The organism is Nisaea sp., from assembly GCF_965216895.1.
GTDB lineage: Bacteria > Pseudomonadota > Alphaproteobacteria > Thalassobaculales > Thalassobaculaceae > Nisaea.
Genome location: NZ_OZ244205.1, coordinates 1102389 through 1124945, shown reverse-complemented (window position 1 = coordinate 1124945; position 22557 = coordinate 1102389). Strand labels below are relative to the sequence as shown.

Below are 22557 nucleotides of genomic sequence, written 5' to 3'. Positions count from 1 at the left end.
GTCAGGCGACCGGTTTCGGCCACGACGGATCGCGGAACTCCTGAACCTCGAATCGATAGTTTCCGATGCCCCGGAAGAAAGCAGAATAGACGTTGAATTTCTCGCTGTAGGCGGGCGCGCCGTCGAAGCTGACGCCTTTGTCCGTCATTTCCTTGTAGAAGCCGTCGACGTCGTCGGAGACGAAGGAAATCGTGACCGCCGGGTCGGCCGAGGGTGGACGGTTGATGCAGACTCCGAGAAAGGCATTCGGCGCCACCTGGTAGATATGACAGCGATCGTTCTGGTTGAGCGCCAGCCGGAAGCCGAGGGTTTCGCCCAGGAAGGCGGAGGCCGCTGCGAGGTCTTCGGTATAGATGAAAGTCAGCATTTGCCCGACGGACGGCATGGCGGAGGCTCCCTGAATGTGATGCGGCGGCGTTCATTCTGAACGGCACCATTGGGAAGGGGAGCCAAGTCTAGGACGCTTCGCGCCGTCGGTGCAATTCGGTCGATGACCTATTGGTAGGGCGCGATCAGGTCCGCTTGCAGGGAATAGCCGACCGCGGCGAGATCGTTCGTCTCGTTGAGAATGCCGAGCGTTCCGGCGACATAGACAGGGTCGAACATCTCGCGCGGGTCGTAGGGCTCCTCCGTGCGTACCAGGATAAGCTGGTTCGGGGGCGGAGGAGGAACATGGATACAGGCCCCGACATAGGGAACCAGGATCAGTTCGTTGACGCCGACGCCATTGTAATCGAGCGGGATGATATAACCGGCGATACGCACCTCCTGGCCAATCAGCTCCGTGTTCAGATCCGTGCCGTATTCGTCCGTGGTCTGTTCGGGGATGGCGCCATGCTCGACGACGCCGAGCCGGTTCATCGTCGCCTGCAGGCGCTCGTCCGGATTGGGGATCAGATCTTCCCAGAGGATTTCGCGTGGCTCTCCGGCTGCGGCGCCTCCTCCTGGCATGAGGCTGCCGGCAGCGATACCGGCACCGGCGAGCGCGAGGAAGCTTCTACGGGAAAAGACAAGGGAATCGGTCACGCCAGTCTCCTATTGCCGGATGGTCATCCCGTCCGCGAGCAATATCCTGTAGGCCCGGAATGCGGGGAGAAGTCCCGCGACAATACCCGCAAAGACAAAGAGGCCCAAGATTAAGAATTCGCGCTGAGTGGGCAGTCCAAACGGTAGATAGAGGCCGAAGGCCGCATCCGCAAGGGGACCGGCGATCGCAAGCCCGGCCATGAACAGCATGGTCCCGGCGACGGCGCCGGCGAGCGACAGCAGGGCGGCTTCCAAGACCATCAGCAGGGCGACCGTGCCGGGGCCGGCGCCGACCGACCGCAATATGGCCATCTCCCGCCGGCGTTCGGCCAGGCTGGAAAGAATTGCGGCCGTCATGCCGACAAATGCCGTCACAACGACCATTGCGGAAACTCCGGTCAGAGCCGTTTCGGCGACTCCGATGAGAGACCAGAGCTCCTGCAGCGCGACGCCCGGGAGCACGGCGAGCAAAGGCTCTTCCGGGTACTCGTTGATATGGCGCTGCAGCTTGAAGGTTCTCAGCTTCGAGGTGACGCCCACCAGCGCTGCCGTGATGGATTTCGGCGTCAGCTCCATCTTCCGGACCTCGTCCGAAGTTGTGGATCTGCCTGGCATGCGGGCGCCGCTCTGCCAGTCGACGTGGATCGCCTCGATCGCGGCGAGGCTGACATGCACCGTCCGGTCGACCGGCGTTCCGGTCTTTTCCAGAATTCCCGAAACCCGGAATGGCATGTCTTCGTGCCGGCTGAAGCCGATAGCGCCGAGCCCGTGCGCGACCACGATCGGGTCGCCGACCTTGTAACCGAGCGTCTCCGCCACATCCGCGCCGAGAGTCGCGTCGAACAGGTCCGAGAAGGGCTCTCCCGCCCGCATCGTCAGTTTCCTGTCGCCGCGGAAACGGTAATGCTCGAAATAGGCTTCTGTGGTGCCGAGCACGCGATAACCGCGATGGCTGTCGCCCAGTGAGAGCGGGACGGTCCAGGCGACCTCGGGGAGGGCTGCAATGTCCTGATAGCTTTCCCAGGTGATGTTGTTGGTCGCATTGCCGATCCGGAAGACGGAATAAAGCAAGAGCTGGACCGCACCACTGCGCGCGCCGACGATGAGGTCGGTGCCGGCAATGGTGTTGGCGAAACTGGCGCGAGCGCTGGTGCGGACACGTTCGACGCTGAGGAACAATGCGATGCTGATCGCGAGCGCGAGGACCGTGAGTGTCGCGGTCGTGCTCCGATTGGCGATCGAGCGGCCGGTGAGGCGGAGCAGGATCATGATCCTGCCTCCCGGGTCAGGATCTCTTCTGTCCGTATCACCCGGTCGAAGCTCGGCGACAGACGGTCGTCATGGCTAACCATGAGCAGGCTGGCGCCCTGCCGGTCGAGTTGGGCGAACAGGAGCTCGAGAAAACGTTCCTGACTGGCGCCATCCAGCGCCGAAGTCGGTTCGTCCGCGACAATCAGTTCCGGCCCGCCTATGAGCGCGCGAGCGGCGGCGACCCGTTGCTGTTGTCCGGTGCTGAGGCGGGAAGCCGGCTGACGGCGCAGATCGCCCTCGGGAAGCGCGAGGCTCGTCAACAGGTCCTCGATCGCCGTCTCCGAGGTCGCACTGCGCCGGGCGCGTTCGGGCGCGAAAGCGAGTCCGAGGCGAACGTTCTCGAGCGCCGAAGCATACGGCAACAGATTGAACATCTGGAAAATTACGCCGATATGCTCGGCCCGGAAACGGTCGCGCCGGGCGGAGGAGAGACTGGCGATGTTCGTGCCGAGGATCTCGATCTGTCCCTGCGCCGGAGCGGATATCCCGCAGATGAGTCCAAGGAGGGTCGACTTTCCACCTCCGGAAGGCCCCAGCAGCAGGACGCGTTCACCCCGTTCGACGCGAAACGCATCGATGGCGATTCTGAACCTGGTTTCGGTCCATTCGAAGGCGACGCCCGAGAGCTTTATCGCGGGCGTTCCCTTCTCATCGCGTGGCGCAATCAATGCTTTCGGCCAATCCGGGTGAAGCTGGGTCAGTTCTCCAGAGAGAGTTTAGGCGCGTTCCGTTCGACTTCGTAGTGAAACTGTCCCCGCGATCCGATGATGGTGACTTCCAGCTCTTCGCTGTTCGGGAAGGTCGTGAAGAACGGGAACGCGATTTCGGAAAGTCGCGACGCGTCGTCGCAGGAAAGCTCATAAGAGACATGGAACTCCGAATGTTTTTCCTCGTCATGGTCGTGCGAGTCTTTTCGGTCATGTGCCTCGTGGTGGTCTTCGAGATGTGCCTCATCGAAGCGGCACGAGGTTCCGTTGAATCGGAAAAGCGCCGCGCCGTCCCTGAGCTTCTTTTCCGCCGCCTCGACGGCGGCCTTGTCGCTCTCGGATTTTGCTTCGTGTTCGAACCCGACGATGTCGACGCCGGGGATTTCCAGCTCCATCAGGACGCGGTTGTCCTCGATAGCGATGTTGAGGGTGCCGTGACCGTGCTCGTGCGCGTGGGCGGAGCGACTCTCGCTAGCCTGGGCAGCGGGAAGCGAGAGAATTCCCATAAGGACGAATGTGGCGGTTGTGCGAATCATGACCGATAGCTCCATGGAAGGAAACAGATCTTGGATGGAAATGTTATAACGTATCAATATCCATGTGCCACAGGAGTTTTCAGGATGCGTCAATTCTGCGGCTGAAGGTTGATCTGCGCGCCGTCCCGCGGAGTGCAATCCCCGGAAAGCCACTGCTGGACCATGCTTTCCTTGCAGGCCGCCCACGGCCGGTCTACGCCGCCACCGAACTCTTCCTGGTAGATTGTCGCCAGCGCGATCACGGCCAGCAGCGCAGCCAGTATCCACATGCCTCGGCTCATATCTGCCCCCTTTCTCCTTTGCAAAAGTGGGGTCGTCCCAAGCGCGTTAAAAGGGGCGCCGGCGCCTTGTCACTCATTCGGCCCAATCGACGATGTGATCGATGAGATTTGCGTCCGGCACCTTATCCTCGGAAACGGAGCGTCCCCGTACAGATATCCCGGCTTCGTGCACCATCTCCCGGTCTCCGCAGACGAGCGGATGCCAGAACGGCAGGTCCTTGCCTTCCCTGACCAGCCGATAGGCGCAGGTCGAGGGCATCCAGACCAGGTCTTCGAGGAGTTCCGGCGTCAGGATCACGCAGTCCGGCACCTTGACCTTGCGGTTCGGATAGTCCTCGCAGCGGCAGGACTGGCAGTCGAGCAGACGGCAGGCGACGTCGGTGTAGTGCAACTCGTCGGTGACGTCGTCGATCAGCTTCACGAGACAGCACTTTCCGCATCCGTCGCAGAGCGCTTCCCACTGCTCGCTGTTCATCTGCTCGAGCGGGGTCGTTTTCCAGTAGGGCAGGTCCGGGATGTCGCGGTCGACTGTCATGTCAGGCGCCGCCGGCAATCCGCGCCAGGACTGGCAACAGTTCTTCACGGAAGGCGGCCGGATTTTCCGACATCGGGAAGTGTCCCATCTCCTTCATGATGATCGCTTTGGCACCGGGAATGCGCTTTGCGGTCTCGATCGTATTCTCCGGCGTGCAGGAGTAATCGTATTCGCCGGTCATCAGAAAGACCGGGCAGGCGCCAGTGTCGATGGTCGCACTCTCGCGGGCATAATCGCTGTCGGTCCGGTAGAAATGCATGTCGCCCTTAAAGACCTCGGGGCCGCCCTGATAGTAATGCCAGAGGGTCTCCCAGCGGAACTCGTCAGGGCTTTGCGGCGCGACCAGACCGGAGACGAGAGCGGCACAGAAATCGCCGCGCAGGAATTCCGGGCTCTCGAGCCAGCTGTTGTCGTACCAGGGCGACGGATGATCGGAACCTTCGAGGCCGATGACTCCTCGCAGCTTCGCGCCTTTCTCGAGCGCGAGGCGGACGACGACCCGCCCGCCCATGGAGCAGCCCATCACGACCGGCCGGTCGAGCGCCAGCGCCTCGGCGAAGGCCTCGACGGCGGCGACATAGAAGCTGCTGGTCAGTTTGTACTCCTCGTCCTGCCAGCCTTCGGGCGGATTGGACTTGCCGTGCCACGGCAGGTCGAAGGCGATGACCCGGAAACGGTCGGTGATGGCGCCGTCGCACATCAGATGCCGGTACTGGCTCGAGTGGGCGCCGGCGGTGTGCAGGCAGAGCAGGGGGATGCCGCTGCCGGCTTCCTCGAAATAGATTCGATAGGGACGGTCCTCGATCTCCAGGTGCACATAGCGGCCTGTGATGGGCTCGATTTTCGCGCTCATTGCCCGGCCTCCCGGCGCAGGGTTCGGGGCAGGGCGAGCAGTTCCTTCACGTAGCGCAGATTGTGCAGCAGGGGCGCCGTGTTGCCCTCGAGGCGGGCGTGGCCGTAGCGCGTCATCGCGAACAGGTCCTGGTAGCCGGGGGGCGGCGCGTCCGACCAGAAGGTCTCCCAGACCTCCTGTGGTGCGCGGATGGCAAAATCCCAGCTCCGCATCTTGAAGGGACCGATCTCGACGGCGCTCACGGTGCCGTTCTCGACCGTCACGTGATAGGGCGTGTCACCGACTTCAAGCAGGAAAGCGGAGCGCATGTAGCGCCCGATATGGCGCAGGTGCGGGCGGCTGGCGACGGCGTCCGTAAGGCAGTCGAACATGGGGGCTCCCGGGTCAGTAGACGGCGCGGCCGCCGGACAGATCGAAGCAGGCGCCGGTATTGAAGGTGCATTCCTCCGAGAGCAGCCAGCAGACCATTGTGGCGCATTCCTCGGCCGTGCCGAGCCGGCCCATCGGGCATTTGGAGATCATTATCTCGACATGTTTCGGGTCCGCGTTGGCGACCATCTCGGTCTCGATCGGTCCCGGCGCGATGGAGTTGATGAGGACGCCCGAGTTGAGCAATTCCTTGCTCATCGCTTTGGTAAAAGCGATGACGCCGGCTTTCGCCGCGCTATAGGCGGAGGCGTTGGGGGTGCCCTCCTTGCCGGCGATCGATGCAATGTTGACGATCCGCCCGTAACCGCGCTCGACCATGCCGGGAGCGATGGTTTTCGAGCAGAGAAAAACGCCGGTCAGATCGATATCGATAACCTTTTTCCAGTCAGGAAGCGCGTAGGAGGTGGCCGGTACGGTCGGCCCGATGATGCCGGCACTGTTGACCAGCAGGTCGACCGGCCCGAGTGCGCCGACCGTATTGGCGTGGCCGACGGCCACGCTCGCTTCCGAACTCACATCGACTGTCGCCGCAGTCAGGCCAGACGGACTTCCGAGTTCGGAAACCCTGGCGGCGAGTGCCTCCGCATCCAGATCCCAGAGGGCGACCTTGCCGCCGCGATCCAGAATGCGTTTTGCAACGGCAAGGCCGATGCCCTTTGCGCCGCCCGTCACGATTGCCGTGCGACCGGTGAAATCCCCGTCCTTCAATGCGCTTCTCCCAAAAGCCTCTTTGTTGCCATCCGGACTCTTTGCCGGTCCGGTGTTATTTCGATGCGAGCGTGAATTCCCCTTCGCGAATACGGTCGGGCCATTCCGCGACCATATCGGCCACGGCTTGCTCACCGTAGTTCTCGATCATATCGGTCAAGGCCGCAAAGATCGCGGAAGAGGCGACCATCTCCGGCGCGCAGCCATTGTCCACCGCCTCGTCCCAGGCTTCGAGGATGAGTTTCAGCGCAACGCGTTTCTGTTCGTCGTCCGGTAAGACTCCCGCATCCGAGTCCGACATATCACTCTCCGACAAGTCATTCGTTCGATCCGGCGTCACTTGAGGCCGGTACCGAGCGAACGCTAGACTGATTCCAATGTCAGTGGGAGGAAAAACATGACTGAAAATCACCAGTTCCTGCATCACGTCGGCGAGGAGCACCCGTTCGTACCCCGCGGTCTCAGGAGCTATTTCGAGTATCGCGATCTCGGAATCGAAGAGGCGTCGAAGGGTGACGTGGTCTCGCATGTGATCCGCGCGAAAGACGGGCATAACGCAACGGGCGCCTGGCATGTGCACGACTGCAGGTTCCAGATGTTCTACGTGCTGAAGGGATGGGCGAGGTTCGAGTACGAGGGCCAGGGGGTGCACACCATGAAGGCCGGCGATTGCGTTTTGCAGCCGCCGATGATCAAACATCGCGAAATCGAGCATTCCGAGGATCTCGAACTGATCGAGGTCGTGGCGCCTGCGAATTTCAAGACCTTTGAGGTCGAGGCACCGGAAAGCTGAACGGGTGGTGCGGCCCGCGGCAGAGGAGGACCGGTCCATTTCCGCGAGCCTGATCTGGGAAGAGGGTGGCGTTCCGTTCTCGAAGCGGTTCGGTGATGTCTATTTCTCCGCCGGGGATGGTCTCGCCGAGACCCGTCATGTCTTTTTGGCCGGGAATGGCCTGCCCGACGCCTGGGCCGGGCGCGATGACTTCACGATCGGCGAGACCGGTTTCGGGACCGGTCTCAATTTCTGCGCCGTCGCCGATCTCTGGCGGCAGACCCGCAAACCTGGCGCATTGTTGCACTATTTGAGCATAGAGGGCTTCCCGCTTGCCGCCGGGGAGTGCCTCAGGGCGCTGGATCGCTGGCCGGAAATCGGGGATGTCGCCAGGTTACTGGCCGAACGCTATCCGGATCCGGTTCCGGGGTTGCACCGGATCCATTTCGAGGAATGGGGAATAATGCTCACCCTCGCGGTGGGTGAGGCGGGGGCGTTGCTCCCTCAGTTGCTGGCCCGCGTCGATGCCTGGTTCCTGGACGGATTCGCGCCGTCGCGAAACCCGGAAATGTGGCGCGACGAGGTGCTTTCGGGGATTGGTCGGCTGACGGCGCCGGGGGGAACACTCGCGACCTTCACCTCTGCGGGAGCGGTGCGCCGGGGATTGGCTGCGGCCGGTTTCGAGGTCTCGAAAATATCGGGCTACGGGCGCAAGCGCGAGATGTCGGTGGCCCGGAAAGACGCGAATGCCCCGGCCGATTCTTGCGGTCTTGCCCGTCTTGCGGCGCCGGTAGCGGAGCGCAACCGCGAGGCGCGCATCGCCGTCGTCGGCGGAGGCATTGCCGGTGCGTCGCTGATCCGCGCACTCCGACGGCGGGGTGTGTCGCCGGAATTCTTCGATGCGGGCGGAGTCGGATCGGGCGCCTCGGGAAACCCGCTGGCGCTGGTCATGCCGCGCATGGACGCCGGTGACAGTCCGGCTGCAAGATTCCATGCTGCGGCCTATCGCTACGCGGTCGATCAGTATCGCCGCAGCGATGCCTGGGATCCGACCGGCGTTCTTGTCATGCTCGCTGAGGATGCGGCGCGCGTCCGCGCGGAAAAGGCGCGCGGCCACGCATGGCATCCTGCCGGACGCGCCGACCTCCTCGATGCGGCCGCCGCGAGCGGCATTGCCGGAGTGCCGCTGGACTGCCCCGGACTCTTTCATGCCGATGCCGGGCTTCTGCAGACGGAAACGCTCCTGCGCGACTGGGTCAGTGGGACGCAATGTGTCACGCGCCGTGTCGCCGAGATCGCGCGAACCGGTGGCGGGATGCGTCTTCTGGACGAACGCGGCGAGGTTCTCGGCGAAGCCGATACGGTGATCCTTTCGGCCGGCATTGCGAATGCGGGCTTTTCCGCGAGCGGCTGGCTGCCGCTCGCACCGGTGCGCGGCCAACTCTCCCTGATTCCGGCGAGCGGGCAGAATGATCCCTTGAAATGCGCACTTTCCTGGGGCGGCTATCTGTCGCCGGTGCGAGGCGGTGTCCATCTGCTGGGGGCGACGCACGATCCGGTGAACCGCATTGGCGCAGGATGGGAGGACGCGGTGACCGAAACGGACCATCTGCGCAACCGCACCAACCTTCCCTCCTGTCTCGCCGGATGGATCGGCGCGCCGGACGGGACGTGGGCAGGGCGTGCACGTCTGCGCGCGGTGACACCGGACCGGGTCCCGCTATTTGGCGCCGTTCCTGACCGGGCGGACCTCCGTTCGGCCTACGCCAAACGGACTTCACGCGGAGAACCGCAACTTCCGGCATCCGACATTCTTGTGCTCGGTGGCCTCGGGTCGCGCGGATTCGTCACGGCGCCTCTGGCGGCCGAAGTGCTGGTTGCGCGTTTGTTCTCGGAGGTCTGGCCGCTGGAACGGGCCACAGGACTGGCCGGAGATCCGGTCCGATTTGTCGACCGGGCCTACCGCCGGGGACGCCTTAAGGCATTTCTGGGCTGAGCTGTTGAATCAGGGTTAACTAGTCGGCACTGGAAAACCATTCGTTAAGCTTCTGCAGAGATAGTCTCAGTTGGGCAGTCAACATCGTGATCGATCCTGATCCATAGTTGTGGTCTGCAGAAACAGAGAGCTAGCGATCGTGCCAGGCCATTCGAAAAAAGAGAACATGCTCGCGTCGTTTCTCGGCGAACGGAAGACCCGGGCGCCGGTCACGGTTGCGGTGCTCGCATTCCTCATCGTGCTCGCCGCGTCGCTCTACGCACAGTTCGTCATCGAGGCGCGCGACAATGAAGAGCGCTCCGCCCAGCACGCATTTGCACGGGCCCATATCGCGCAGAATTTGCAGAACTACCTCGATACCCGCTTTCGTTCGATCAGAGGGCTGGTCGCGCAACTGGCTTCGTCGAATGGGCCGACAAGAGAAACGAAGTTCGTGGAACTCGCGCAGCAATTCCACGAAAACTTCAATGGGGTTCAGGCGGTGAACTGGGTCGATCGCACAGGAGTCGCGCGCTGGATCGTACCCCTCAAAGGGAACGAAGCTGTCAAGGACAAGGACCTGAGCGCGTTGGATGAGCCGGGCGCGGTGATCGAGGCCGTACGCCAGGACCGGCGTCCCCATGCGACGGGGCCGATCACACTCTTGCAGAGCGGAAGCGGATTTGCGGCGTATTTCCCGGTATTGCGTGAAGGCGATATCCTGGGGCTGGTCAATGTCGTTTTTCGTTTCGACGACCTCGTCGACAGCATCGCTGAGCTCGACCCGCGCGGCCGGATTTCGGTCGGACTCTTCCATGGGGACAGATTCGTGGCCGAGCAGTCGAATACTCCGGACGCGGCGGTCGACGCGCGCTTGTCCCACGATCTGGTCATCCTCGATCAGATTTACCGCCTCGAGGTGAGGGCGCATGGCGCGTCCACCGGGTTGGTGAGCCCGATGATCCCCGTACTTATCGTCAATATCCTGTTTGCCGGCGCGCTGTTCCTGGCGCTGCGCCAGGTCGGGCTACTGGCTCAAAGCGAGGCCCGGTTTAGGGATCACGCGGAAATCGCGTTCGATTACTTGTGGGAAACCGATGCAGATCAGAGGTTTACCTATCTTTCGGGCGCATTCGAAAAGATCGTCGGCCGTCCGGCATCGGATTTTCTCGGCCGTCGACTGGCCGAATGCGATGTGACCGGCGCCTCGGAGTCGGACCTTCGCGAGCACAGCGCGACGATGGGACAACAGCTTCCGTTCGCCAATTTCGTTTTTTTCACCGAACGGCGCGACGGGTCGAGAGCCTGGATCTCGTCATCCGGCAAGCCGCTCTATAGTTCGAGCGGGCAATTCATCGGCTACCGCGGGGCGGACAGGTCCATCGACGATCAGGTGGCGACCGAACGACGGTTGCGAAAAGCCTGGGAGCACGCCGAGGCGGCGAACCGGGCGAAGAGCAATTTTCTAGCGGGGATGAGCCACGAACTGAGGACGCCGCTCAATTCGATCATCGGTTTTTCGGAAATCATCCGCGACCAGATGCTCGGCCCGGTCGGAAAGCCGCAATATGTCGAATACGCCAACGACGTTGTCACGTCGGGCCGGCATCTGTTGTCGCTCGTGGACGATGTGCTGGATCTTTCAAAGATCGAGTCCTCCACGTTCGAGCTCTCCGAGGACGAAGTCGAACTCGCCACGGCGTTCGAGTTCGTCCGGCGCGGGTTCCGCCGACTTGCGGAATCCCGGGGGATCGCGATCGAGACAGAGGTCGCCGAGGCCGCAGCCTTTCTGCGCGCGGACACGAGGCTGATCCGCCAGATGGTCATGAACCTTGTTTCCAATGCCATCAAGTTTACCGACCACGGAGGCAAAGTCGTCATCTCGGCGGAGCGCGACGCCGACGATCGCGTCCATATCAAGGTCAGGGATACCGGCATCGGGATTCCGAAGGAGCACCAGTCCCGCGTCCTTGAGCCGTTTGTCCAGGTCCGGGAATCCGCCCTTCTCAGCCACGAGGGATCGGGCCTGGGTCTGTCGCTCGTGAAGCGCTTCGTCGAACTCCATGGCGGGACGATCGATCTTCAGAGCGATCTCGACAGGGGAACGGCGGTCGATCTCACCTTTCCGGCGAATCGCAGTCTCTGTCTCTAGCGCGTGGAACTGGTGCCGGTTGAGGGACTTGAACCCCCGACCCTCTGATTACAAATCAGATGCTCTACCAACTGAGCTAAACCGGCATCCTTGGGTTGCTGCGGGATACAGCCTGCGGCCCCGGCAGTCAACAGCAACGGTTGGCAGAACGTCTGCAACCGGCACCAGCCGAATCCGGCGCGGCGGATCTAGACGTTGGAGACGATCAATCTCGGTGGATCGAAGCGCGGCAAGGACCCTGCCGTCACGACATTGCGCGCCGCCTGCATGAGCCGCGAAATCGGCGCCTGGCATTCGCAAAGCTGGTGGAGCGCATTGAGGGCCTTTTCCAGCTTCGAGATCTGGGTATCGGTATATACGGGAGCCTCACGGAGCGGCGCGGTTGCTTCCTCGTAGCGGGTCACGGTGTCCGAAATGAGGGCCGAGAGATCTTCTGCCGCCCGGTCGATCTCGGCCGTGTCGATCCCGTTGTTGCGAAGCTGAGCCAAGCGCACGTTGAGTTCGAGCAGTGAATAGACTTGCTGGTGGCGAACATAGAGTTCGCGGCCACGGGGGTCCCGATTGTTCAATTCTAAACTTTCGAGCATCAATCACTCCAAGTCGATCTACGACTACTTGACGTATCCAAATCGGAGGCGGAGCCCGGCCGGGCTCCGCCAACAACGGAACTCTAAGCTGGAAATCGTGAATCGCTCGTGAATCGATTTGAGAAAAACTCCCCCATTTAGGCACATGTTTTTTGTTGAGTTTCGGTTTGTTCTGTTTCTGATTTTGATTTGTTCGCGTATTGCATACCTATTTGTGCCAATGGGTGCGTGAACATCGAAAAACGCTTGGCCGTTAAGCGCGTTTTTCTGCGATTTGTGAGTTCGGTTGATGGAAGGCGATTCCGCAATCTGCTTTCAATTCGGAAAGCGTCGGGAATGGGGGAACCGACAGGCCTTCCGTTGAGTCCAAGCGCCCCGAACCCACAGGTTTTTTTACGTGGCGGCGATTTATGTTTATTAATTCTTAAGCAGATTGAGGAATTATGGTTACCGAAGCTGGATGAAAACGAGCTGATACGAATGAGCGTCGGTTTGCAGGAAAAAAAGGCGGCAGCCAAGGACAAGGTTGACGAGGAAGCGCTTGATTCGCTTCACACCATGCCTCTGTCGATCATTCCACTGCAGACGCCCGGACTGAAGAAAGCGTTCATGATCAAGAACGCGCGTCTGGAAAGCGCGATCGAGTTGTTCCGCGACGGGACGTCGGGCAGCGGCCAGGTGGAGCCGAAAGAACTGCATGGCTATTTTCAGGATGTCGGCGGCGCGCTCTCGCACGATCTGATCATTCTGGAAAAACTCTCGACCCTCGAATCGTTCGATGTGTACTCGCTGCGACTCGAGCTCAGAAACCTCGAGATCGGTTTCGAGGATTACTCGGCGCTTCAGCTTTCGGACGCCAAGCGGGCCGAACTGACGGAATATATGCGCGCTTTCACGCGGCCTCTTATTCAGCGCGTCTATGGCGGCGACAAGTCGGAAGAGATCAGCGATGTCGGGCAGATCATCAATATGGTCGCCTCTCCGAACCGGAATGAAGCGGTGGCGCAGCTGAAACGGCTTGCCGAGGAACTCAATACGGAATTGACCGAAGTGCCAAAGTTCCTCGAGCGGTATGGCGATATCTTCCTGTCACTTTCCTATTTCCGCAGCTGTCTCGACAAGATCATGTCACAGCTCCCGACGTTCATCAGCTGGATGGAAGAACTCCACAGCAACTACCAGATCCAGAACGACCGGGCCCAGCTGAAGGTGCTGATCGATATCGAGTCGGATCTCAACGAGATTTCCACCTCTCTCGTCGGTCGTTTCGAATATTTCAACCATCGCTCACATGCTTTCTGGGAGAATATCAGCGCGGATTCCTTTCAGTCCTTTCAGGAACTGGTGACCGCGCACCATGTGAGCATCGGTGCCGTTCTCTGTGGCCTGGCGGTGAAGCTGAATTTGTATGAGGCGCGCTTCCCCAATCATGGTGGCGGCCCGGTGAAGAGACTGGAATTCATCAACTCCGAGATCAAACCCGGCCTCAAGCGGATCAAGGATATCGAACAGAAGGTCGGTGCGGTAGGCTAGCCGTTCCGGACGCGCAGGACGACCGGATTGCGTTTGATGATTAGACGCCATGCCAATGTGCTTGTGACAAGTGCTTCGCTGAGGGGCGGTTGACGACATGTGCTCTTCAAAGGCCGCTCAGCAAAAAGCCGCTGACGATACAAACGGGCTCAGCGCGCAATCAAGAGTCGACCTGCTGCAAATGGCTGAACGGCTCGCCGGGTTCGGCTATTGGCGGCTGGATGTCTCTTCCAACGCCATCTTCTGGTCGGACGAGGTCTACCATGTACATGGTCTCGACCCAGCCGCGGGCCCGCCGGATCTCGATGCGGCACTCGATGCCTACATTCCGGAAGATCGCCCGAAAGTCGAGAGTGGGGTTCGCCGCTGCATTGAGAGCGGGCAACCGTTCGAACTCTCGCTGCGGATCCGCCGGCCCGATGGCGGAGTGCGGAACGTGGTTGCGCGCGGAACGCCGGAATTCGGTCCCGATGGCGAGGTCGCCGCGATCATCGGGGTGTTCCTGGACATCTCGCGACGGCAGGATGTCGAGCGGACGCAGCGTGTGAACGAACTGCTGCGTCAGACCATCGACGCGTTGGACGAAGCGGTCAGCATCTACGACCCGGATGATCGATATGTTTATGCAAATCCGAAATATTTCGAACTGTTTCCGTATCTGAAGGAAATCGAGGACCTCGAGGGCAAGACTTTCGAAGAGGTGCTCCGCATCAGCCTCAAGAACCGGATCATCGACAGTCCGCTCGCCCTGAACGACCCGGAAACCTACGTCGCCGAACGCCTTCGCGCGCGAAAGGCGGGCGTGTCTAGTCTTGGCGAGCGCCGGCACAAGAGCGGACGCTGGTACTCAGCGCGCGAGTTCCGCACCGAGACCGGCGCCATGATCACGATGCGGCGCGACATCACCGAGGACCGCGCCGCCGGTGAGGAACTGGAGAAGATCAAGGAGCGCTACGAACTGGCGGTTTTTGCCGGCGGCATCGGCGTCTGGGAATATTACAAGAACTCCGGCAGCTTTTTCTGGTCCGATTTCGCCGCCGATATTCTGACTGGAGGACTGGAGCAGCCGCCTGATGACATGAATGCGATGAGTGCCATTGTGCACCCTGAAGACCTCGGCCGTTTCAAGGGGCAGTTCCGCGCCTGTGTCTCGCATCGCGCAACGATGGATATAGAGGTGCGAATCCGCTCCCGGGACGGGCGCTACAACTGGGTTCATTGGCGCGCGCGCGCAATCAAGGATGAAGGCGGGGGTGTGGAGAGAATGGTCGGGTCGATCGTCGACACCACGCGCCGCAAACTCGATCAGGAGCGGGTGGCCCGCAGTGAAGCACGTTTGCGTGACATAGCACGGACCGTGCCCGGTGTGCTCTGTCAGTGGTCGCTCGATGAGGACAAGCAGCCCCTCTTCACCTATGTCAGTCCGAAGGCGCAGGAGATCTTCGGCTTCGAGGACTCGAGCCCGATGGGTGTGACGGCCAATCTGATCGCGATCGACGAGGATCTGCCGATTGTGCGGAATGCGCTGGAGCGTGAACTGCGTACCGGCGACCTGATCCGTTTCGAAGCGCGCTACGCACTGCCGTTGAGAGGAATCCGCTGGATCCGCAACATGTCGCAGGTCGTGTCGGTTTCCAAGGACCGGACCGATCTGACAGGGGTTCTGGTCGATGTCACCGAGATCAAGGAAGCGCAGGAGCGCATCGAGGAAAGCGAGCGCAGGCTTAACGACGCCATTGAAGCGATCGACGAGGCATTCGCTTACTATGACTCGCAGGATCGACTGGTCATTTTCAACGACACCTATCGGAACCTGCGTCCGGAAGTTGCCGAATTCGTGGCGCCGGGACTGCGCTTCGAGGACTATTTGCGTCTTCTGCACAAGCACGATCTGTTGCCAAGGGAGGTCGAGGATCCGGAGCGCTGGATCAGGGAGCGGATGGAGTGGCACCGGAGCCCCGGGGAGGACCCGATTCTTGTCAGCGTTCCCGATGGACGCGTGTTCCTGATTGCCGAACGCCCGTCCAGGGACGGCGGTACGGTCTCGACGGTGACGGATGTGACCGATCTGAAGCGCAGGGAAACAGCGCTCGAGATCGCGCATGCCCGGCTTTCCGAGCAGAACGATGCATTGGAAAAACTGGCTGCGGATCTGGACACCGCGCGTCTCGCCGCGGAAGCCGCGAACGAAGCCAAGTCTCAGTTCCTGGCGATGATGAGCCACGAAATCCGCACGCCGATGACCGGACTGCTTGGAATGGTCGAGATGTTGCGCGGCGAAAAGCTGAACAAGTCTCAGCGGGGGTATCTCGATGTCCTGGGGCAGTGCGCGAACACGTTGCAGAACCTGCTGAACGATATCCTGGATTTGTCAAAGATCGAGGCCGGCCAGCTCAAGCTCGAGTCGATCGCGTTCGACCTCGCGAGAACGGCACAGGAAACCGTCGACCTGTTCCAGAGCGCCGCGGCGGAAAAGGGCCTCAGGCTTCTGGTCTCGGTAGACGAGCACACCGCGAGGGAAGTACGCGGCGATCCTCTGCGGTTCAAGCAGATACTGGCAAACCTGATCAGCAATGCGGTCAAGTTCACAACGGATGGCAAGGTCGAGCTGCGTCTCGGCTCGTCGCTCGAGGGGGATGTTCTGATCGTTCGAGGGAGCGTCTCGGATACCGGGATGGGAATACCGGAAGAGGCCCTGCCGCGGCTGTTCAATCAGTTTGATCAGGTCGACACTTCGACGACCCGCAAATTCGGAGGCACAGGGCTCGGGCTGGCGATTTGCCAAAGGCTCGTGGATGCCATGGACGGCAGCATCAGCGTCGTGTCCGAGGTGGGGAAGGGGAGCACATTCAGTTTCGAGTTGAGGTTTGGAATCGTCGAGAGCAGGCAAGCCTCGGCCGGTTCGGAAGCCTCTGGTTCCGAAGAGGAGTCGACGCCGTCTGCCGATCCGGGCAACACACCTGACCTGAGAATTCTTCTTGCGGAGGATAATTCCCTCAATGCGGACCTGATCGTGCTGATGCTCGCCAAGTGGGGACACAAGACGGAGATTGCGCCCAACGGCCTGGAAGCCGTGCGCAAAGCTGAGGAGACCCCGTACGACCTTATCCTGATGGATATGCAGATGCCGGAACTGGACGGACCGGAAGCGACGCGCGAAATACGTGGCGGAGACGGCCCGAATCGCAACGCTGCGATCGTCGGATTGTCCGCTGATGCCATGCCGGAGCACCGTCGGAAATACATGGAAGCCGGGTTGACGGATTTCGAAACCAAGCCGGTGGACTGGCCCCGGTTACGATCCCTGATCGCCAGTCTGCATGATCGCGGTCTGATGCCGAATGCCGGAGAGAATTGACCGGCGGGCCGGTTATTCTTCAGGTATGGCGCGGTCGCGGCGCATTTCCCTGACGGAGTAGATAGCGCCGACGAAGATGACGATCGAGCCGATCACGGTCCAGAGGCTGGGAACTTCCTGAAAAAACATCACGCCGATTAGGCCGGCGAAAATCAGCCGCGTATATTCCATGGGCTGCACGGCAGACGCCTCTCCGTGTTTGTAGGCCTTGATGTTCGAATATTGTGCGAGCGACATCAGAACACCGGTCAGGACCATCATCACCAGTTCCTCGTAGGTCGGCGTTTCCCAGAACATGACCGCGGGAATGGCAAAAGCGATCGTCAGTCCGAAGGACTGATAGGTCATGATCGTCATCGGCGACTCCGTTTTCGCGAGGATCCGGGTCAAAATCATGATGGCGGCTACAAAGACGGCGGACACCATCGCCAGCCCGGCATAGAAGTCGATGCCGTCGAATCTCGGTTGCAAGACGATCAGGACACCGGCGAACCCGAACAGGGTCGCCCCCCAGCGCTTGAGGTCGACCACTTCCTTCAGGATGAGCACCGCGAGCAGTGTGATGAAGAGGGTGCGTGCGAAGGAGATTGCCGTGACCTGCGCCAGGGGCATGTAGATTACGGCCGTGAAACCGGTGGCCATGGCGAGAAGGGAGAAGCCGATCCGGAGGCCGTGCAGATGCAGGCGCTCGGTCTTGAAACCGGTGGGAAATAGACGAAAAAGCTGCGGTCCAAGGATGATGATGACGCAGATCTGACGAATGAAGAGAATTTCCCAGACCGGGATTCTCTGACCGACGTCCTTGATTGCGGCGGTCATGACCGCGAAGAACAACGACGCCAAAACCAGCCAGATGCAGCCCTTTACATTATCCGGAGCTTTGTGCCAGATCTGAGCTGGAAACGACTTTTCCAGCCGGTCCGCGACCAAGCTTCTTCTTGAGTCCACACTATCTGGCATAAGGCCCACTTACATATATAGCGACGACGCCATTGCGGCGATCTTTTTCGTTGTTGTCAATCGGTTTGTCTTTGAGATTGAACGAGAATCAGGATGTCCAAATCATTCTCATATCGTCTTGCCGGAAGCCCGAACCCGCCGCCGGATTTCCGCTTCAAGCGGGGCAAAAAAAAGTCCCCCTGATTGAAAATCTTCACTATTCAACCTTGTTCCAATCGGTGAAAAATAAATGAAAAACTCTCCCAATTCGTGCGAATTGGATCTCTTGGTTCAGGCGGCACGGAATAGCACGACCTCCTGCGGCGGGGGGCAGATGGTCTGGCGCCAATGGGGGAGCGGACCGGTCGTGGTTCTGTTGCATGGCGGCTTCGGATCCTGGAATCACTGGTGTCGTAACATCGTGGCGCTCTCCCGAGAGTTCTCCGTGATCGCGCCCGATCTGCCCGGACTCGGAGACAGCGACAGGCCGGGGGATCCCGGGACCGCGGAGCATCTGGCCGATATACTTGTGACCGGATTGGAGCAGATCCTCGACCCAGACCAGACGTTTCATCTCGGTTGCTTCTCGTTCGGAGCCGTGCCGGGCAGCCTCGTCGCGGTGGAGTTCGGGGAGCGCATACGCAGTTTCACCCTGGTGGGGGCGGCCGGTTTCGGCCCGCGGGAAAGGCCGACGGATGGTCTGGTAAGGATCATGCCGGATATGGACGAGCCGTCGCGACGGGCGGCGGCCCGCAACAACCTCGAGGTTCTGATGTTCTCCGATCCGTCGAAAGTCGACGAACTGGCGGTCGACATTCAGTTGTCGAATACGCAAAGAGCACGCTTTCGTTCGCGGCCTTACTCACTCTCAGACACCGTCCTGCGGTCGTTGCCCCAAATACGCGGGCGGCGGAACGCGATTTGGGGCAAGGAGGATGTGACGGCTGCGGGCATGCTGGAGCGCCGGAACGCGGCCATCCTTGCTGCGGACCCCGAAGCGGAGATCGTAGTCATGGAGGGGATCGGTCATTGGGTCCAGTACGAGGCGGCGGATGCCTTCAACTCGTGCTATCTCGAAATGCTGCGGCGGTCTCTCTGACGGCCGGGAAATCCAAACGCCGCGTGAACGGCGGGAAAAGAATGTAGGGGAAACAGATGAAGCTCGTGATCTTGCCGGGCGACGGCATCGGCCCGGAAATCGTCGAGGCGACTAAGGTGGTGCTGAAGGCGGCATCGGATCGGTTCGGGCTCGATCTTGAGTTTGAGGAGCACGAAATCGGGGAAGCCGCGCTTATCCGTCACGGGACGACACTGCCGGACGAGGTGTTTCAGCGTGCACTCGAGGCCGATGGGGTCGTGCTTGGGCCGGTTTCTACCGCGACCTACCCGCCGCCGGCGCAGGGCGGGCTCAATCCGTCTGCCGAGTTCCGGCGCCGGATGGACCTGTTCGCCAATATCCGGCCGAGTCGTTCCGTCGCAAACGAAGCGGCTCTGGTCAAGGACATGGATCTCGTGATCGTGCGCGAGAATACCGAGGGTTTCTATGCCGACCGCACCATGTTCGCCGGGAGCGGCGAATTCATGCCGGACAAGGACATGGCGCTGGCGGTCCGAAAGATCACTCGGGTGGGCGCAACGCGGATCGGCCGGGCGGCGGCCGAACTCGCGATGACCCGGCGCAAGAAACTCACCGTCGTGACCAAGTCCAACGTGCTGAAGCTGAGCGACGGCCTCTTCCTCGAAGCGGTGAAGGAAGGGGCGGCCGCCTTTCCGGAGGTTGCTCTCGATGAAGTACTGGTCGATGCCATGGCGTCGCATCTGGTCCGCAGCCCGGCGGCGTTCGATGTGATCGTCACTTCGAACATGTTCGGAGACATCCTGTCCAACGAAGCGGCGGAACTTGCGGGCGGACTGGGCTTTGCCGGCTCGCTCAATGCCGGAATGCGCAATGCGGTAGCGCAGGCGGCGCACGGATCGGCCCCGGACATTGCGGGGAGGAACCTTGCCAATCCGAGCTCTCTCATGCTGTCGGCCGGTATGCTGCTTGAGTGGCTCGCGGAACGCAGCGACAGCAACGCGCTGAGGCAAGGCGCGCGGGCCATCGAGAAGTCGGTCATGGATTGCGTGGGAAATGCGGAAACCCGGACGCGGGATTCCGGCGGTACGCTCGGAACCGATGTCTTCGGTGCGGCGGTTGCGGCTCGGGTCGCGGATGCCTGATTCGTTCGATTGCGAGAACCGACTGGGGAGGGACGCATGAGAGAGATAAACTTCCCGGACGGGCGCGCTGTTCCTGCGCTCGGTCTCGGAACCTGGTTCATGGGGGAGCGTGCGGCCAGTCGCGCCGATGAAGTGCGCGCGCTGAGGATCGGTCTCGACCACGGCATGCGGCTGATCGATACGGCGGAGATGTATGCTGACGGCGGGGCCGAGGAAGTCGTCGGCGACGCTGTTCGAGATTGCCGGGATGACGTCTTCATCGTCTCGAAGGTGCTGCCGCACAATGCCAGCCGAAATGGTACCGCTGCTGCCTGCGAGGCAAGCCTGCGGCGGCTTGGAACCGATCGGATCGACCTGTATCTGCTGCATTGGCCAGGACCTCACCCAATGGCCGAAACCGTCGCGGCGTTCGAGGAGCTGAAAGCGGCAGGAAAAATCGGTGGCTACGGGGTCAGCAATTTCGACGTGGAGGAGATGGAGGCCTGGGAACGGACGGCAGGAGTTGCCGGCTGCCAGACCGATCAGGTGCTCTACAATCTCTCGCGACGCGGGATCGAGTGGGATCTCCTGCCATGGGCAAACGAGCGGAACATGCCGCTGATGGCCTATTCGCCACTGGAGCAGGGAAGATTGCGGCATGAGGTCCTGGATGAGATCGGCCGTCAGAAAGGCGCGAGTGCCGCCCAGGTCGCACTGGCCTGGGTCTTGAGGAATCCCGGTGTCATTGCCATCCCGAAAGCGTCCGACCCGGAACATGTACGGGCGAACCGCGCCGCACTCGATATCGAACTGGATGACGAGGACGTGTCGCTCCTGAACCGCGTTTTTCCACCTCCGGACGCAAAACGGGCTCTGGAAGTTCTCTAGTTCGAGAAGTCCGGTTTTTAGGCGACTTGGGTATATGACTTAAGATGCGGGCGGGATTGTGATATTTCACACCGCTAGTGTCGGGCTCAAATCAGGAAAATGCTTTTCATATAAAAAGTGCTTGGCTTTAAATCGGCGAATCACCACAATATAGGCGTCACGGCTTCGATGCGCGACTACGTGGAGTGAGGCAATGAGTGCGGTCGATAACAGATATGCTGAGCGTAAGAGCCTCGAGATCCTCGCGGAAGCGGTAGATCGTACGGTAGGCGCGGGCTTTGTCCACGAAGCGATTGCAAAGGCCGCGAAGACGCTTGAGACCAAAGCCTACAGCGATGCAGACAAGGCTTTCCGGATGCTCAACCCCCGGGAAACCCGGAAGGTCGAGAAAACGGCCCTGGAAAACGCGACGATCTTTGCCGAGCACGGTGAGTATACGGATCCGCTCGCGGACATGAATCCGAACCCGAAGTTCGAAGACATCCGTTCCCGTTCGGTCAAACTCGGCTCCTGATTTTCCCGGTCACTTTCTGACTGTTTCCCGAGCCCCGCGCGCTGCGAGCAGGATTGTCGCCGTGCCGGCCAGAGCCAGCAGCGCGGTGATCACGAAGCTGCCGCTATAGGCTCCGGTCAGCTGGTAGCCGAGCGTGAAGATCGCGGGGCCGACGATCACCCCCGAGAACGTGAAGAACAGCGCCGCGCCGGTCATGTTTCCGGCTTTGCCGTCCGGGCTGTGCTCGACCACGGTCGAGGCGAACACGCCGTTCCAGCCCATGGCGGTGAACCCGAAGACAAAGAACAGCAGATAGACCAGGGCGCTCGGCCAGTCAGGCGCGACGAAAACCGTCGCGAGCGCCGATCCGGCGGTCAGCAACGCATTGATGACGAGGGCGGTGAATCCGCTGTGGATGCGGTCGGCGAGAACACCCCAGGCGATACGTCCAATCACCCCGGCCACCTGCACGGCCGTCAGGGCGAGCCCCGCCGCGACCAGCGTATAGCCGGTTTCCTCGACCAGGAACGTCACCGCAAAGGCATTGAGAGAAAGCTGGATCGCGGCCAGGAACAGACCGGTGAAGCACATCCACCGGATCGCGGGCAGGTGGAGGGCATCCCGTATATCTGCCAGTGGCGAGCGGAAGAGCGGGGCTTCGCGGGAGCGGTCGGCGTCCCATCGCGCGCGGAAGGCCTGCATCAGCAGCGCAAGAGCCAGGGCGACAAGGACCGTCGCTCCCATGCTGAGGCGCCAGCCGGCGGCGAGCGCGATCGCCGGTGCGAAGGTGCTGGCAGCGATCCCGCCGAGCGGCACGCCGGTAAAGCGGATGGAAAACACCAGATTCCGGTTCCGGGGCGTGACGACCTTGGACAGGAGGTGCGCCGCGGGCGGATTGATGAGGCCATAGCCAAACCCGATGATGAAGGAGCCGACGGCAATCAGAGACAACGCGCCGCTTGCGATCACCAGATGGGCCAGTGCGAAGAGCACGAGGCTGATCTGCGAGATCCGCCAGGCCCCGAGCCGCGAGACCAGGCCGCCGGCGAACAGACTGGTCACCATCCCGCCGAGATAGACCACGACAACCTGAAAACCGATCAACGAGGCGTCGACTTCGAGCCCTGCCGCGACTTCGGGCGCGATGGCTGGCAGCCAGAGCGACGCCATCGAGCCGATGAGCTGGACGCAGATCATGAACACGACCACCGTGACCGTGTCGCGGAGAGGCGGTGCGGTATGGATGGTTTCGGGGCCGGCGGTCATGCCGCAATT

General features: G+C 61.1%; 23 protein-coding genes and 1 tRNA gene. 9 read left to right on the top strand and 15 right to left on the bottom strand.

The genetic code is table 11. The features are described 5' to 3' along the window. Position 1: 1 nt before the first annotated feature. From ACOOE1_RS05395 to ACOOE1_RS05345, 11 genes are all read right to left on the bottom strand, one after another. Positions 2–385, bottom strand: a complete 384-nt coding sequence (locus ACOOE1_RS05395; protein ID WP_420405312.1) for a VOC family protein — start codon at positions 383–385, stop codon at positions 2–4. A 110-nt stretch (positions 386–495) separates the two neighbouring features. After that, positions 496–1026 (bottom strand): DUF3299 domain-containing protein, encoded by a 531-nt coding sequence (locus ACOOE1_RS05390; protein WP_420405311.1) that lies wholly within the window; start codon positions 1024–1026, stop codon positions 496–498. A gap of 9 nt (positions 1027–1035) precedes the next feature. Next, complete coding sequence (locus ACOOE1_RS05385; protein ID WP_420405310.1) at positions 1036–2295, bottom strand: ABC transporter permease; 1260 nt, start codon at positions 2293–2295, stop codon at positions 1036–1038. Continuing rightward, complete coding sequence (locus ACOOE1_RS05380) at positions 2292–3005, bottom strand: ABC transporter ATP-binding protein (RefSeq protein WP_420405309.1); 714 nt, start codon at positions 3003–3005, stop codon at positions 2292–2294. Before ACOOE1_RS05380 ends, ACOOE1_RS05385 begins: the two co-directional genes overlap by 4 nt. A 29-nt stretch (positions 3006–3034) precedes the next feature. Next, entirely contained in the window at positions 3035–3580 is a 546-nt protein-coding gene (locus tag ACOOE1_RS05375; RefSeq protein WP_420405308.1) for a DUF2796 domain-containing protein, read from the bottom strand. Between the two features lie 89 nt (positions 3581–3669). After that, a complete protein-coding gene (locus ACOOE1_RS05370; protein ID WP_420405307.1) occupies positions 3670–3861 on the bottom strand; it encodes a hypothetical protein in 192 nt (63 codons plus the stop codon). Positions 3862–3934: 73 nt separating this feature from the next. Further along, the gene (locus ACOOE1_RS05365) at positions 3935–4396 is read right to left on the bottom strand and encodes a YcgN family cysteine cluster protein (RefSeq protein WP_420405306.1); all 462 of its coding nucleotides are present in this window, start codon (positions 4394–4396) and stop codon (positions 3935–3937) included. A 1-nt stretch (position 4397) separates the two neighbouring features. Beyond that, positions 4398–5249 carry an alpha/beta fold hydrolase gene (locus tag ACOOE1_RS05360; RefSeq protein WP_420405305.1) on the bottom strand — a complete coding sequence of 284 codons (852 nt, stop codon included), beginning with the start codon at positions 5247–5249 and terminating at the stop codon, positions 4398–4400. Beyond that, positions 5246–5620, bottom strand: a complete 375-nt coding sequence (locus ACOOE1_RS05355; RefSeq protein WP_420405304.1) for a hypothetical protein — start codon at positions 5618–5620, stop codon at positions 5246–5248. The genes ACOOE1_RS05360 and ACOOE1_RS05355 overlap by 4 nt, the downstream gene beginning before the upstream one ends. Before the next feature lie 13 nt (positions 5621–5633). Continuing rightward, a complete protein-coding gene (locus ACOOE1_RS05350) occupies positions 5634–6386 on the bottom strand; it encodes an SDR family NAD(P)-dependent oxidoreductase (RefSeq protein ID WP_420405303.1) in 753 nt (250 codons plus the stop codon). Between the two features lie 55 nt (positions 6387–6441). Next, positions 6442–6687, bottom strand: a complete 246-nt coding sequence (locus ACOOE1_RS05345; protein ID WP_420405302.1) for a hypothetical protein — start codon at positions 6685–6687, stop codon at positions 6442–6444. A 96-nt stretch (positions 6688–6783) separates the two neighbouring features. On the opposite strand from ACOOE1_RS05345, the gene ACOOE1_RS05340 reads away from it, so the two are divergent. The 3 genes from ACOOE1_RS05340 (at position 6784) to ACOOE1_RS05330 (ending at position 11285) form a co-directional block, all read left to right on the top strand. Then, positions 6784–7179, top strand: a complete 396-nt coding sequence (locus tag ACOOE1_RS05340) for a cupin domain-containing protein (protein WP_420405301.1) — start codon at positions 6784–6786, stop codon at positions 7177–7179. A gap of 4 nt (positions 7180–7183) precedes the next feature. Continuing rightward, a complete protein-coding gene (gene mnmC, locus ACOOE1_RS05335; protein ID WP_420405300.1) occupies positions 7184–9154 on the top strand; it encodes an FAD-dependent 5-carboxymethylaminomethyl-2-thiouridine(34) oxidoreductase MnmC in 1971 nt (656 codons plus the stop codon). 166 nt (positions 9155–9320) lie between these two features. After that, a complete protein-coding gene (locus tag ACOOE1_RS05330) occupies positions 9321–11285 on the top strand; it encodes an ATP-binding protein (RefSeq protein WP_420405299.1) in 1965 nt (654 codons plus the stop codon). 10 nt (positions 11286–11295) lie between these two features. On the opposite strand, the gene ACOOE1_RS05325 is transcribed toward ACOOE1_RS05330, so the two are convergent. Then, positions 11296–11371 (bottom strand) — tRNA-Thr (locus ACOOE1_RS05325). Between the two features lie 102 nt (positions 11372–11473). Beyond that, a complete protein-coding gene (locus tag ACOOE1_RS05320) occupies positions 11474–11872 on the bottom strand; it encodes a hypothetical protein (protein ID WP_420405298.1) in 399 nt (132 codons plus the stop codon). Between the two features lie 336 nt (positions 11873–12208). On the opposite strand from ACOOE1_RS05320, the gene ACOOE1_RS05315 reads away from it, so the two are divergent. After that, a complete protein-coding gene (locus ACOOE1_RS05315) occupies positions 12209–13405 on the top strand; it encodes a hypothetical protein (RefSeq protein ID WP_420405297.1) in 1197 nt (398 codons plus the stop codon). Positions 13406–13586: 181 nt separating this feature from the next. Further along, positions 13587–16763, top strand: a complete 3177-nt coding sequence (locus ACOOE1_RS05310; RefSeq protein ID WP_420405296.1) for a PAS domain-containing protein — start codon at positions 13587–13589, stop codon at positions 16761–16763. 12 nt (positions 16764–16775) lie between these two features. Here the strand turns inward: ACOOE1_RS05310 and ACOOE1_RS05305 are convergent, their stop codons facing one another. Continuing rightward, positions 16776–17723, bottom strand: coding sequence for a DMT family transporter (locus ACOOE1_RS05305; RefSeq protein WP_420405295.1), 948 nt, complete (start codon positions 17721–17723; stop codon positions 16776–16778). A 313-nt stretch (positions 17724–18036) separates the two neighbouring features. Here ACOOE1_RS05305 and ACOOE1_RS05300 point away from each other — a divergent pair, with 313 nt between their 5' ends. The 4 genes from ACOOE1_RS05300 to ACOOE1_RS05285 all read left to right on the top strand — a co-directional run bounded on the left by ACOOE1_RS05300 (position 18037) and on the right by ACOOE1_RS05285 (position 21303). Further along, positions 18037–18801: an alpha/beta fold hydrolase gene (locus ACOOE1_RS05300; RefSeq protein ID WP_420405294.1), complete on the top strand. Its 765-nt coding sequence runs from the start codon at positions 18037–18039 to the stop codon at positions 18799–18801. Between the two features lie 56 nt (positions 18802–18857). After that, positions 18858–19922, top strand: a complete 1065-nt coding sequence (locus ACOOE1_RS05295; RefSeq protein WP_420405293.1) for an isocitrate/isopropylmalate dehydrogenase family protein — start codon at positions 18858–18860, stop codon at positions 19920–19922. 36 nt (positions 19923–19958) lie between these two features. Next, positions 19959–20789, top strand: a complete 831-nt coding sequence (locus tag ACOOE1_RS05290) for an aldo/keto reductase (RefSeq protein ID WP_420405292.1) — start codon at positions 19959–19961, stop codon at positions 20787–20789. 193 nt (positions 20790–20982) lie between these two features. Next, on the top strand, positions 20983–21303 hold the full coding sequence (locus ACOOE1_RS05285; protein WP_420405291.1) for a hypothetical protein: 321 nt from the start codon (positions 20983–20985) through the stop codon (positions 21301–21303). 9 nt (positions 21304–21312) lie between these two features. Here ACOOE1_RS05285 and ACOOE1_RS05280 read toward each other — a convergent pair whose 3' ends face one another. Then, positions 21313–22548: an MFS transporter gene (locus ACOOE1_RS05280; protein WP_420405290.1), complete on the bottom strand. Its 1236-nt coding sequence runs from the start codon at positions 22546–22548 to the stop codon at positions 21313–21315. Between the last annotated feature and the right edge of the window lie 9 nt (positions 22549–22557).

Coding starts and splice junctions, on each gene's coding strand:
- ACOOE1_RS05395 (WP_420405312.1), bottom strand. CDS start 385: ATGCCGTCCGTCGGGCAAATGCTGACTTTCATCTATACCGAAGACCTC.
- ACOOE1_RS05385 (WP_420405310.1), bottom strand. CDS start 2,295: ATGATCCTGCTCCGCCTCACCGGCCGCTCGATCGCCAATCGGAGCACG.
- ACOOE1_RS05375 (WP_420405308.1), bottom strand. CDS start 3,580: ATGATTCGCACAACCGCCACATTCGTCCTTATGGGAATTCTCTCGCTT.
- ACOOE1_RS05370 (WP_420405307.1), bottom strand. CDS start 3,861: ATGAGCCGAGGCATGTGGATACTGGCTGCGCTGCTGGCCGTGATCGCG.
- ACOOE1_RS05365 (WP_420405306.1), bottom strand. CDS start 4,396: ATGACAGTCGACCGCGACATCCCGGACCTGCCCTACTGGAAAACGACC.
- ACOOE1_RS05360 (WP_420405305.1), bottom strand. CDS start 5,249: ATGAGCGCGAAAATCGAGCCCATCACAGGCCGCTATGTGCACCTGGAG.
- ACOOE1_RS05355 (WP_420405304.1), bottom strand. CDS start 5,620: ATGTTCGACTGCCTTACGGACGCCGTCGCCAGCCGCCCGCACCTGCGC.
- ACOOE1_RS05345 (WP_420405302.1), bottom strand. CDS start 6,687: ATGTCGGACTCGGATGCGGGAGTCTTACCGGACGACGAACAGAAACGC.
- ACOOE1_RS05340 (WP_420405301.1), top strand. CDS start 6,784: ATGACTGAAAATCACCAGTTCCTGCATCACGTCGGCGAGGAGCACCCG.
- ACOOE1_RS05330 (WP_420405299.1), top strand. CDS start 9,321: ATGCTCGCGTCGTTTCTCGGCGAACGGAAGACCCGGGCGCCGGTCACG.
- ACOOE1_RS05320 (WP_420405298.1), bottom strand. CDS start 11,872: ATGCTCGAAAGTTTAGAATTGAACAATCGGGACCCCCGTGGCCGCGAA.
- ACOOE1_RS05315 (WP_420405297.1), top strand. CDS start 12,209: ATGGGGGAACCGACAGGCCTTCCGTTGAGTCCAAGCGCCCCGAACCCA.
- ACOOE1_RS05310 (WP_420405296.1), top strand. CDS start 13,587: ATGGCTGAACGGCTCGCCGGGTTCGGCTATTGGCGGCTGGATGTCTCT.
- ACOOE1_RS05305 (WP_420405295.1), bottom strand. CDS start 17,723: ATGCCAGATAGTGTGGACTCAAGAAGAAGCTTGGTCGCGGACCGGCTG.
- ACOOE1_RS05300 (WP_420405294.1), top strand. CDS start 18,037: ATGGTCTGGCGCCAATGGGGGAGCGGACCGGTCGTGGTTCTGTTGCAT.
- ACOOE1_RS05295 (WP_420405293.1), top strand. CDS start 18,858: ATGAAGCTCGTGATCTTGCCGGGCGACGGCATCGGCCCGGAAATCGTC.
- ACOOE1_RS05290 (WP_420405292.1), top strand. CDS start 19,959: ATGAGAGAGATAAACTTCCCGGACGGGCGCGCTGTTCCTGCGCTCGGT.
- ACOOE1_RS05285 (WP_420405291.1), top strand. CDS start 20,983: ATGAGTGCGGTCGATAACAGATATGCTGAGCGTAAGAGCCTCGAGATC.
- ACOOE1_RS05280 (WP_420405290.1), bottom strand. CDS start 22,548: ATGACCGCCGGCCCCGAAACCATCCATACCGCACCGCCTCTCCGCGAC.